The 11,599-nt window shown below is 66.7% G+C and carries 9 protein-coding genes; 8 read left to right on the top strand and 1 reads right to left on the bottom strand.

The genetic code is table 11. The features are described from left to right. The first annotated feature begins 8 nt into the window (after positions 1-8). The 4 genes from C9412_RS17265 to C9412_RS17250 all read left to right on the top strand — a co-directional run bounded on the left by C9412_RS17265 (position 9) and on the right by C9412_RS17250 (position 4,322). The gene (locus C9412_RS17265) at positions 9-1,358 is read left to right on the top strand and encodes a metallophosphoesterase family protein (protein WP_258190343.1); all 1,350 of its coding nucleotides are present in this window, start codon (positions 9-11) and stop codon (positions 1,356-1,358) included. A 10-nt stretch (positions 1,359-1,368) separates the two neighbouring features. After that, complete coding sequence (locus C9412_RS17260; RefSeq protein WP_107232754.1) at positions 1,369-1,983, top strand: inorganic diphosphatase; 615 nt, start codon at positions 1,369-1,371, stop codon at positions 1,981-1,983. An 88-nt stretch (positions 1,984-2,071) separates the two neighbouring features. After that, entirely contained in the window at positions 2,072-3,487 is a 1,416-nt protein-coding gene (locus C9412_RS17255; RefSeq protein WP_107232753.1) for a deoxyribodipyrimidine photo-lyase, read from the top strand. A gap of 139 nt (positions 3,488-3,626) precedes the next feature. Continuing rightward, positions 3,627-4,322, top strand: coding sequence for an OmpA family lipoprotein (locus tag C9412_RS17250; RefSeq protein WP_010484399.1), 696 nt, complete (start codon positions 3,627-3,629; stop codon positions 4,320-4,322). Between the two features lie 475 nt (positions 4,323-4,797). On the opposite strand, the gene C9412_RS17245 is transcribed toward C9412_RS17250, so the two are convergent. Continuing rightward, positions 4,798-5,829, bottom strand: a complete 1,032-nt coding sequence (locus C9412_RS17245) for a LysR family transcriptional regulator (protein WP_005416157.1) — start codon at positions 5,827-5,829, stop codon at positions 4,798-4,800. A gap of 147 nt (positions 5,830-5,976) precedes the next feature. Here C9412_RS17245 and C9412_RS17240 point away from each other — a divergent pair, with 147 nt between their 5' ends. The 4 genes from C9412_RS17240 (at position 5,977) to C9412_RS17225 (ending at position 11,584) form a co-directional block, all read left to right on the top strand. After that, complete coding sequence (locus tag C9412_RS17240; RefSeq protein WP_107232752.1) at positions 5,977-6,204, top strand: hypothetical protein; 228 nt, start codon at positions 5,977-5,979, stop codon at positions 6,202-6,204. Then, positions 6,201-6,971 (top strand): SDR family oxidoreductase, encoded by a 771-nt coding sequence (locus tag C9412_RS17235; RefSeq protein ID WP_107232751.1) that lies wholly within the window; start codon positions 6,201-6,203, stop codon positions 6,969-6,971. The genes C9412_RS17240 and C9412_RS17235 overlap by 4 nt, the downstream gene beginning before the upstream one ends. 91 nt (positions 6,972-7,062) lie before the next feature. After that, on the top strand, positions 7,063-8,286 hold the full coding sequence (locus C9412_RS17230; RefSeq protein ID WP_107232750.1) for an efflux RND transporter periplasmic adaptor subunit: 1,224 nt from the start codon (positions 7,063-7,065) through the stop codon (positions 8,284-8,286). A gap of 127 nt (positions 8,287-8,413) precedes the next feature. Next, a complete protein-coding gene (locus tag C9412_RS17225; RefSeq protein WP_107232749.1) occupies positions 8,414-11,584 on the top strand; it encodes a multidrug efflux RND transporter permease subunit in 3,171 nt (1,056 codons plus the stop codon). Positions 11,585-11,599 lie beyond the last annotated feature (15 nt).

Genomic DNA, 11,599 nt, shown 5'->3' with positions numbered 1-11,599 from the left:
CTTGGGTGATGCGCACGCGGGTGTTGGGCCTGCTGTTGGCCGTGCCGTCGCTGGCGTTCGCGGCAGCCGAACCGAATACCCAGGTTCCAGCGGGCAGTCGCCACTACGCAGCGGCAGCGGTGCCGGATCGTATCGTAGCTTCGCCCGCAGCCGATCCCGGACACGGTTTCGCCGTGGCCTGGCGCACCGATGGCAGTGTGCAGGCGCCGTTGCTGGAACTCGCCCTGGCCGCCGATTCACCGGCCATCGAGGGCATCCGCCAGATCCGCGCGACGACCCGTGCGCTGCAGACCGAGAACGGCGTGTCGCACCACCATCGCGCCGACATCGACGGACTTCAACCGGATACCCAGTACGTCTACCGCGTGCAGGGCAACGGCAGCTGGAGTGCCTGGAACCAGCTGCGCACGCTGGCCACCGCCGAGCAGCCGCTGACCCTGCTGTACTTCGGCGACACCCAGAACAAGAACCTCAGCCATGTCAGCCGCGTGGTGCGCGCCGCGCAGAAGGCGGCGCCGGACGCGCGCGTGAGCCTGTTCGCGGGCGATCTGGTCAGTGGCGGCGACAACATGGACGACAGCGAGTGGGGCGAGTGGTTCGCCGCCACCGGCTGGTTGGCGCAGGAAACGCTGGTGGCGCCGGCGATCGGCAACCACGAATACTTCGAGGAATTCGAGGACACCCCGCAGGAGCGCCGAGTGCTGGGCCGGCACTGGCCGGTGACGTTCGCGCTGCCGGGCAACGGCGCCAGCGCTGCGCAGCAGACCAGCTACTGGTTCGACGCGCAGGGCGTGCGCGTGGTGGTGCTCGATGGTACCTCGGCACTGGATCTGGGCACGGCCAAGGCACAGGCACAATGGCTGGACAAGGTGCTGACGGCAAACCCGCAGCCATGGACCCTCGTGCTGCTGCACCAGCCGTTCTATTCGCCGCGGGAAGGGCGCGAGAACGCCGCGCTGCGTGATGTGCTGCTGCCGGTGGTGCGTCGCCACAAGGTGGATCTGGTGCTGCAGGGCCACGATCACACCTACGGACGCCGTGGCGAAGGGCAGGCCGCGACGCCGCAGTACGTGGTGACCGTGGCCGGGCCGAAGCAGTACCGCCTTTCCGATGAGGCGCGCAGGACGATGGATCCGGTGGCCGAGGATACCCAGCTGTTCCAGGTGCTGCGCATCGACCCACAGCGCCTGCGCTACGAAGCGCGTACGGTAACCGGACGCCTGTACGACAGCTTCGAACTGCGCCGCGATGCCCAAGGGGGCAAGCAGCGTACGGAGCTGACCGAAGGGCGCATCGCACCACGCGACTGCCCGCGTGCGCAGACCGCCAAGGGTCGCGCCGACCGTTGCTGGGAATGAGGAGATCCGGATGAACGCTGCACGCCGTGTTGTCCCCATGGCTGCCATCGGCGGCGCCCTGCTGCTGCTCGCGACCGCGGTGACCGCCGCAGATGCTGTGCTGCACCCGTTCCTGGTGGCGCAGCCGAAGCAGGCGCCGCAGGAGGTGAATCTGGCCGTGGAGATTCCGGCCGGCAGCTTCACCAAGTACGAGATCAAGGAAGACGGTCTGGTGCATGTGGACCGCTTCCAGTCGATGCCGGTCGCCTATCCGGCCAACTACGGCTCGATGCCGCGGACGTTGGCTGGCGACAACGATCCGCTGGACGCGCTGGTGCTGACCCGCGAGCCGCTGCATCCGGGCGTGATCGTGCGCTTCCGCCCGATCGGCTACCTGAAGATGATCGACGGCGGCGAGCATGATGAGAAGATCATCGGCGTGCCCACCGACAAGGTGGATCCGAGCTACGCCGGCATCCGCGATCTGGACGATCTGCCGGAGATCGAGCGGCAACGCATCGAGGCGTTCTTCCGGGTCTACAAGGACCTGCCGGCCGGGCGCAATCCGGTGCAGCTCAACGGCTGGGGCAATGCGGCCGAGGCGCGCGCGCTGATCAGCGAGGCGATGCAGCGCTTCAAGCAGTAGATCCACGCGATGCGTGGCTGCCCCGCCCACGCATCGCCTTCACCGCCGCTGGCTATCATGTGTGCCTTCCACAACGAAGGCGGTGTCTGTGTCGGTAGCGTTGCTATGGTTCCGCCGTGATCTGCGGCTGCAGGACAATCCGGCCCTGCAGGCCGCGTTGGAAGCGGGCCACGACGTGGTACCGGTCTACCTGCATGCACCGCATGAGGAAGGCGAGTGGGCACCGGGTGCGGCCTCGGATGCGTGGCGGCATCGTTCGCTGGCGGCACTGGATGCCGATCTGCGCGCGCGTGGCTCTTCGCTGGTGCTGCGCAGCGGTGACAGCCTGCCGACGCTGCAGGCGCTGATCGAGCAGACCGGCGCCGAAGCGGTGTACTGGAACCGCAAGTACGAGCCGGCCACGCAGCCACGCGACGCCACCATCAAGCGCATGCTGCGCGAGCAGGGCATCGACGCGCAGAGCTGCAACGGCAGCCTGCTGTTCGAGCCCTGGGACATTGCCACCCAGCAGGGCCAGCCGTACAAGGTGTTCACCCCGTACTGGCGCAACGTGCTCAGCCACTGGCGCCTGCCCGCGCTGCAGGCCGCGCCGGAGGCACTGGCAGCGCACACGGTCGACAGCCTCGCGCTGGACGCGTTGCGGCTTGCGCCGACGCTGGACTGGGACACCGGTTTCTGGGAGCACTGGCAGCCGGGCGAGGCCGGGGCACGGGAAGCGCTGTCGGTGTTCGAGGATGGTGCCCTGCGCGGCTACCGGGAGCAGCGTGACCTGCCGGACCGGGTCGGGACCTCGCGGATGTCGCCGCACCTGCATTTCGGCGAGATCGCGCCATGGCGCATCGCCCACGCGCTGGAGGGGCTGCGCAGCGCCGGTACCGACGCCGACATTGATGGCTACCTGCGCCAGCTGGGTTGGCGTGACTTTGCCTACCACCTGCTGCATCACTTCCCGAAGACGCCCACCGACAACCTCAACCCGCGCTTCGATCGCTTCCCCTGGGCAGACCCCAGCGCCGCGCAGCTGCGCGACTGGCAGCGCGGCCACACCGGCGTGCCGATCGTTGATGCCGGCCTGCGCGAGCTGTGGCACACCGGCTACATGCACAACCGGGTGCGGATGATCGTCGCCAGCTACCTGTGCAAGCACCTGCGGGCACACTGGCTGCATGGCGCGCGCTGGTTCTGGGATACCCTGGTCGATGCCGACCTGGCCAACAACACGATGGGCTGGCAGTGGGTGGCGGGAACCGGTGCCGATGCCGCACCGTATTTTCGTGTGTTCAACCCCGTGACCCAGGCCGAGAAGTTCGATCCGCAGGCGCGCTACATCAGCCGTTGGGTGCCCGAACTGGCCGCGCTGCCGGTGAAAGCACGGTTTGCGCCCTGGCAGCATCCGTTGCTGCTGGCGACGCATGCACCGGACTATCCGCGTACGCCACTGGTGGACCTGGCCGCAGGCCGCGATGCTGCGTTGGCGGCCTACCGCCAGTCGGGGGCAGGGTAAAGTGCTGGCTGAGCGATTCAGTCAGCTAGCTGAACGCGCCCCTGTCGAGGGCTCGGATCATCATTCCGGCATCGCATCGGGCTGTTTATTCTCTTTGCGCCCGCAGGCCGCCGGCCGACCGGAAACCAAGGAGAACCTCATGATCCGCAACACCACCCGCAACGTCGCACTGGCCCTGATGAGTGCGGCCGTCCTGTCGGCCTGCGCCACCGGCGGCTCCTACGTACAGAGTGACCAGTACGGCAACCCGACCGAGCAGCAGAACCGCACCGGCCGCAACGCCCTGATCGGTACCGCCATTGGTGTGGCCGCTGGCCTGCTGACCGGCGACAGCGCCACCGAGCGTCGCCAGCATGCGCTGATCGGTGCCGGTATCGGCGCGCTCAGCGGCGCCGCCGTTGGCCAGTACCAGGATCGCCAGGAACGCGCGCTGCGCGAGCGCACTGCCAACACCGGCATTGATGTGCAGCGCCAGGGCGACAACATCATGCTGAACCTGCCGGACGGCATCACCTTCGACTTCGGCAAGTCGACCCTGAAGCCGCAGTTCTATGGTTCGCTCAACGGCGTGGCGGGCACCCTGCGTGATTACAACCAGACCATGATCGAAGTGGTCGGCCATACCGACAGCATCGGCAGCGACGCGGTCAACAACCGCCTGTCGAAGGAACGTGCCGACTCGGTGGCGCAGTACCTGATCGGCCAGGGCGTGCAGAGCGTGCGCATTGAAACGTTGGGCGCCGGCAAGTCTTACCCGATTGCCGACAACAGCACCGATGCCGGCCGCGCCAAGAACCGCCGCGTCGAAATCCGCGTGATTCCGCTGAAGCAATAACGCGCAGCGTTATTGCGGTTCCGGCGCAGCCGGAACGAAAATGCCGCCCTTGCAGGCGGCATTTTTGTAGGTGCCGAGCGTTGCTCGGCACGCCGATAGCGTTCCCGTTCGCGGCTTCTCCCAACAGCGCCGACCAAGGTCGGCATCTACCGGAAGCCGGGCGCAGCCGGAACGAAAATGCCGCCCTTGCAGGCGGCATTTTTGTAGGTGCCGAGCGTTGCTCGGCACGCCGATAGCCTTCCCGTTCGCGGCTTCTCCCAACGGCGCCGACCAAGGTTGGCATCTACCGGAAGCCGGGCGTAGCCGGAACGAAAATGCCGCCCTTGCAGGCGGCATTTTTGTAGGTGCCGAGCGTTGCTCGGCACCCCGATAGCGCCCGTAGAGTCGAGCTTGCTCGACTGAAGCGCAAGAGCAGTCGAGCAAGCTCGACGCTACGGAATGCCGGTAGATCCACGCCATGCGTGGATGCTTCCGGTCATGCCGCCGAAGCGGCCACCTTCTCCAGGATGCGCTTGCCGCTGCTTTCCAGCGCGGCATCTTCCTGCGCCTTCTGCTGCTGTGCCAGCTTCGCGCCGGGGCACTGCGCCAGCATGTAGTTGGCATCGAAGTTGAGCTTCTCGACCAGGAAGTCGACAAACGCACGCACCTTCGGCGAGACCAGGCGGCCACCGGCGAACACCGCGTTGAAATCCACTTCCGGCCCGGTCCAGCCGGCCAGCACGCGGCGCACCATGCCCGACTCGACGAACGGCTTGGCCATCACATCGCCGGTCAACAGCAGGCCTTCGCCACACACCAGCGCACCGTTCAGCGCAGACATGTCGTTGGCGGTCATCAGCGGCGTGACCGGGAAGTCGCGCAGCTCGCCGCCGTTCTCGCCCAGCTGCCAGGTGAAGCGTGGCGAGTTGCCGGTGTGGTAGGGCTTGCGCATCGCCAGGATGCGGTGGAACTGCAGCTCTTCCGGGTGCAGCGGCTCGCCGTAGCGCTCGATGTAGGCCGGGCTGGCGAACACCTGCGTGCGCAGGCTGCCCAGCTTGCGCGCCACCAGGTTGGAATCGGGCAGGGCACCCACGCGCAGCGCAAGGTCGGCTTCACCTGCAATCAGGTCCAGCTTCTCGTTGCCCATATGCATGTCCAGGCGGATTTCCGGGTACTGCGCATGGAACTGGCCCAGCAGCGGGGCGATCCAGGTGATGCCGATCGAATAGGGCACGGTGAAGCGCAGCCAGCCACGCGGGCCGGACTGCAGCTGGCTCACCGCGCTCTCGGCTTCTTCCAGCTCGCGGGCGATGCGCTGGCAATGTTCGTGGTAGATCGAACCGGCTTCGGTCAGGCCGAGGCGGCGCGTGGTCCGGTGCAGCAGGCGCGCGCCCAGGCGCGTCTCCAGCTCCTGCACTTTGCGGCTGACCGTGGTCTTGGGCAGGCCGAGCGATTTGGCAGCGGCAATGAAGCTGCCCTGCTCAACCACCTTGACGAAGATCAGCGTCTCGTTGAGATCGTGGGACATGGTCGGGGATCCTGGACGTCGGGGATGGGACAATCGTGACAGAACGATTGGACCGGGAGCGGGATGATTATTCCCCTTAATCAGGACTAATCAAGTAAAGGTTTGAGGTCTATCGTGGCGCCATTCGTTAATTGGAGCCCGTCCGCCATGAGCCTGCGCAACATTCTTGCCCGACTCCGGAACGCCGGCCAGAACACCCTGGACCTGGCGATGACCGTCGAAGCCCGTCCGAGTTCCTTGGTACACAAGGACTTTCGTGAGTTTACCGCGCCCATGCGTCAGCAACGTGGCGGTGTCATCCGGCTGATCCCCCACGGGGGTGACCGGCTGCGTCGAATTGGGACTATCCCGGATTTGGGAGGAAATGTCCCGTGAATGGGATGCTGACGCCCGAAGTCCTGGTCCTCGGCGGTACCGGCGCCGTCGGCCAGGGCGTGGTCGGTGCGCTGCTGGAAGCGGGCAGCCCGGTGCTGGTGGTGGGCCGCGATCCGGGCCGGCTGGCCGCGCTGCACGAGCAGTTCGCCGATGAGCCGGGCCTGGAGACGATGCTGGGTTCGCTCAGCGACGACGGCTCGGCGCGCGCGCTGGCCGAGCGCATCGCGCAGCGCCCGCGCCCGCTGGCGGCGGTGATCGCGGCCATGGGTGGCCCATATCGCCGCGGCCGCGTGGTTGATCGCAATGGCGACGAACTGCTCGGCGCGATGCAGGCCGATCTGATGCCGCACGTGCATGCGGTGCGTCACCTGCTGCCGCTGCTGCAGGACAACGTGCACGCGCGCCGCTACGTGATGATCGGCAGCCCGGCGGCGGTAAAACCGTGGGCGGGCTACGGCGAAAGCTCGATCACCGCGGCGGCGATGCGCATGTACGCGCAGGTGGTGCACCAGGAAGCGCAGGCACTGGGCGTACGCGCGCAGATGCTGGAAGTCTGCAGCCCGGTCTGCACCCCGGCCAACGCCGCCAATGCCTGCATCGAGTGGCCCAGCTCGCTGCTGGTCGGCCGTCGGGTGGTCTCGCTGCTCGATGGTTGCCGTGACAACCGCGCGATCGTGCGCTGTGACAGCAGCGACGCCGAACTGCCACGCGGCCTGCTGCACCTGGAGATTCCTCCCTTGTGGCGCGATACCGCCGGCGTCGCTTGACCTCGACCAAGGTTGAGGTCGCAGTATTCGCCGCCGCTTTTTGCAACACGTTTTCCTATAGCTGTACCACCCCTCCGTACGGATGCATGCCATGACTTCCCCCAATACCACCCCACATCGTTTCGGCCATCGCATCGCGATGGTCGGCGTGTCGATCCTCGCCGCGGCCGTGCTGGCAGCGTGCAGCGGCGGCCATGCCGAAGAAGCCGGTGCGCCGCCGCCGCCGCAGGTCAGCGCCGCGCCGGTGCTGGTCAAGCAAGTCAGCCAGTGGGACGAGTTCAGCGGCCGCGTCGAAGCGGTACAGAGCGTTGAACTGCGTCCGCGCGTGTCCGGCTACATCGACAAGGTCAACTATGTCGAAGGCCAGGAAGTGAAGAAGGGCGAAGTGCTCTTCACCATCGACGCGCGCAGCTACCAGGCCGAGTACGATCGCGCCGCCGCCGAGCTGGCCCGCGCCCGCACCCAGGCCACGCTGGCCCGCAGCGAATCCGAGCGTGCCAAGCGGCTGTCCGAGCAGCAGGCGATCTCCACCGAGACCGCCGAGCAGCGTCGCGCCGCCGCCGACCAGTCCGGTGCCGCCGTGCAGGCGGCGCAGGCTGCGCTGGATGCGGCCCGCCTCAACCTGGAGTTCACCAAGGTGCGTGCACCGATCGACGGCCGTGCCGGCCGCGCGATGGTCACCGCCGGCAACCTGGTCACCGCCGGCGACAGCGCCAGCGTGCTGACCACGCTGGTCTCGCTGGATACCGTGTTCGTCTACTTCGATGCCGACGAAAGCACCTTCCTGCGCTATGCCCAGATGGCCCGCAAGGGCGAACGCCCGAGCGAGCGTGACAGCGAGCTGCCGGTGAAGGTCGGCCTGTCCGGTGAAGACGGCTACCCGCATGCGGGCAAGGTCGACTTCCTCGACAACCAGGTCGCGCGCAGCACTGGCACCATCCGCGTCCGCGCATTGCTGGACAACGCCGACCGCCAGTTCACGCCGGGCCTGTTCGCCCGCGTGCAGCTGCTTGGCAGCGGTCAGTTCCAGGCCCTGCTGATCGACGACAAGGCGGTGCTGACCGACCAGGACCGCAAGTACGTCTACGTGGTCGACAAGGATGGCAAGGCCCAGCGCCGCGACATCCAGCTCGGCCGCACCGCCGATGGCCTGCGCATTGTCGAGCACGGCTTGGCCGCCGGTGACAAGGTGATCATCGACGGCGTGCAGAAGGTCTTCATGCCGGGCATGCCGGTGCAGGCCAAGGCGGTGGCGATGCAGCCACAGCCGGCGCCGGCACCGGGCCGCGATGCCACCGCCGCCCTGAAGCACTGATCCGCCGTCTCCTGATCCGAGTTTCCGCTTAGCTGCCGGCGCCAGCGGCAGCCTTCCCTGCCTTCGTCATCTCGGCGAGGGGCAGGGTGGCTGTTGCCCGCCGAATGCCTTTCCCAGGAATTCCTCCATGGACTTTTCCCGTTTCTTCATCGACAGGCCGATCTTCGCGGCGGTGCTGTCGATCGTGATCTTCGCCGCAGGCCTGATCACGATTCCGATCCTGCCGATCAGCGAGTACCCGGAAGTGGTGCCGCCGTCGGTGGTCGTGCGCACGGTGTATCCGGGCGCCAACCCCAAGGTCATTGCCGAGACCGTTGCCACGCCGCTTGAAGAGGCCATCAACGGCGTCGAAGGCATGATGTACCTGAAGTCGGTGGCCGGCTCCGACGGCGTGCTGCAGATGACCGTGACCTTCCGCCCGGGCACCGACCCGGACGCGGCGGCGGTGAAGGTGCAGAACCGCGTGGCGCAGGCGCAGGCGCGCCTGCCCGAGGACGTGCGCCGGCAGGGCGTGACCACGCAGAAGCAGTCGCCGACCTTCCTGATGGTGGTGCACCTGACCTCGCCGCAAGGCAAGTACGACACCCTGTACCTGCGCAACTACGCGCGACTGCACGTCAAGGATGCGCTGGCGCGTATCCCCGGCGTCGGTGACGCGCAGATCTTCGGTGGTGGCGACTACGCCATGCGCGCCTGGCTGGACCCGGACAAGGTGGCCTCGCGCGGCCTGACCGCCAGCGACGTGGTGCGCGCCATGCGCGAGCAGAACGTGCAGGTATCGGCCGGCCAGCTCGGCGCCGAACCGCTGCCGAACAGCCAGTTCCTGACCCTGATCAATGCCCAGGGCCGCCTGAAGACCGAAAAGGAATTCGGCGACATCGTGCTCAAGAGCGGCACCGATGGCGAGATCGTGCGCCTGGCCGACGTGGCCCGCCTGGAACTGGGTGCCGGCGACTACACCCTGCGCTCGCAGCTGGACGGCAAGAACGCGGTGGGTATCGGTATCTTCCAGTCGCCCGGTGCCAACGCGCTGGAAATCCGCGACCAGGTCATCTCGACGATGGACGAGATGCAGAAGACCATGCCGGCCGATGTGAAGTACGAAGCGGTGTATGACACCACCATCTTCGTGCGCGACTCGATCAAGGCCGTGGTCTCCACGCTGCTGGAAGCCATCGCGCTGGTGGTGCTGGTGGTGATCCTGTTCCTGCAGACCTGGCGTGCTTCGATCATCCCGCTCATCGCGGTGCCGGTGTCGGTGGTGGGTACCTTCGCTGCACTGTACCTGCTGGGCTTCTCGATCAACACGCTGAGCCTGTTCGGACTGGTGCTGGCGATCGGCATCGTGGTCGATGACGCGATCGTGGTGGTGGAGAACGTCGAGCGCAACATCGAAGAAGGCCTGTCGCCCACCGCGGCGGCACACCAGGCCATGCGTGAAGTGTCCGGCCCGATCGTGGCGATCGCGCTGGTGCTGTGTGCCGTATTCGTGCCGATGGCGTTCCTGTCCGGTGTCACCGGCCAGTTCTACAAGCAGTTCGCGGTCACCATCGCCATTTCCACGGTGATCTCGGCGATCAACTCGCTGACCCTGTCGCCGGCCCTGGCCGCGCGCCTGCTGAAGGCCCATGGCGCTCCGAAGGACGGCCCGAGCCGCCTGATCGACCGCCTGTTCGGCTGGGTGTTCCGTCCGTTCAACCGCTTCTTCAAGTCCAGTTCGGAGAAGTACGAGCGTGGCGTGGCGCGCATCCTTGGCCGTCGCGGCGCGGTGTTCGTGGTCTACGCGATCCTGCTGGTCGGTACCGGCGTGATCTTCAAGCTGGTGCCGCCGGGCTTCATCCCGACCCAGGACAAGCTGTACCTGATTGCCGGTGTGAAGCTGCCGGAAGGCTCGTCGATCGCGCGCACCGATGAAATGCTGCGCAAGGTCGCCAAGATCGCCCAGGAAACCGACGGCGTGGCCCACACCATTTCGTTCCCGGGCCTGAACGCGCTGCAGTTCACCAACACGCCCAATACCGGTGTGGCGTTCATTCCGCTCAAGCCGTTCGCCGAGCGTCATGGCCGTACCGCTGCGCAGATCAATGCCGAGATCAACCAGAAGATCGCCGGGCTGCAGGAAGGCTTCGCCTTCGCGATGATGCCGCCGCCGATCCTCGGCCTGGGCAACGGCAACGGCTACCAGATGTTCATCGAGGACCGCGGCAACCTGGGCTACGGCGCGCTGCAGAACGCCGTGCAGGCGATGCAGGGCACCGTTGCGCAGACCCCGGGCATGGCCTTCCCGATTTCCAGCTACCAGGCCAACGTGCCGCAGCTGGATGCCGAGGTGGACCGCGTGAAGGCGAAGGCACAGGGCGTGCAGCTCACCGAGCTGTTCGACACGCTGCAGACCTACCTGGGTTCGGCCTACGTCAACGACTTCAACCAGTTCGGCCGTACATGGCAGGTGATCGCCCAGGCAGATGGCCCGTACCGCGAGACGGTCGAGGACATCGGCAAGCTGCGTACCCGCAACGACCGCGGCGAAATGGTGCCGATCGGTTCGATGGTCACCATCAAGCAGACCTTCGGCCCGGACCCGGTGCTGCGCTTCAACGGTTACCCGGCCGCGGACCTGGCCGGTGAAGCCGACCCGCGCCTGCTGTCTTCGGCCGAAGCGATGAACAAGCTGACCGAGATCGCCGGCAAGGTGCTGCCGGTGGGCATGACCACCGAATGGACCGACCTGAGCTATCAGCAGGCCACCCAGGGCAAGGCCGCCTTCATCGTGTTCCCGGTGGCGATCATGCTGGCCTTCCTGGTGCTGGCCGCGCTGTACGAGAGCTGGTCGCTGCCGCTGGCGGTGATCCTGATCGTGCCGATGACCCTGCTGTCCGCGCTGTTCGGTGTGTGGCTGACCGGTGGTGACAACAACGTGTTCGTGCAGGTCGGCCTGGTGGTGCTGATGGGCCTGGCGTGCAAGAACGCGATCCTGATCGTCGAATTCGCCAGAGAGCTGGAGATGGGCGGCAAGGGCATCGTCGAAGCCGCGCTGGAAGCCTGCCGCCTGCGTCTGCGTCCGATCGTGATGACCTCCATCGCGTTCATCGCCGGCACCGTGCCGCTGGTGCTGTCGCACGGTGCAGGCGCCGAAGTGCGCTCGGTGACCGGTATCACCGTGTTCGCCGGCATGCTGGGCGTGACCCTGTTCGGCCTGTTCCTCACCCCGGTGTTCTACGTAGCCCTGCGCAAGTTCGTCACCCGTAATGGTGGTGGCCAGCTGGTGCAGCACGGCGAGCCGACCATCCACCACTGACATGGAACCCCGTCG

Origin of the sequence: Stenotrophomonas sp. Nf1 (assembly GCF_003028475.1) — a bacterium.
Lineage (GTDB): Bacteria > Pseudomonadota > Gammaproteobacteria > Xanthomonadales > Xanthomonadaceae > Stenotrophomonas.
The sequence above is the reverse complement of the archived record's forward strand: the minus strand, read 5'-3'. Positions and strand labels throughout refer to the sequence as shown.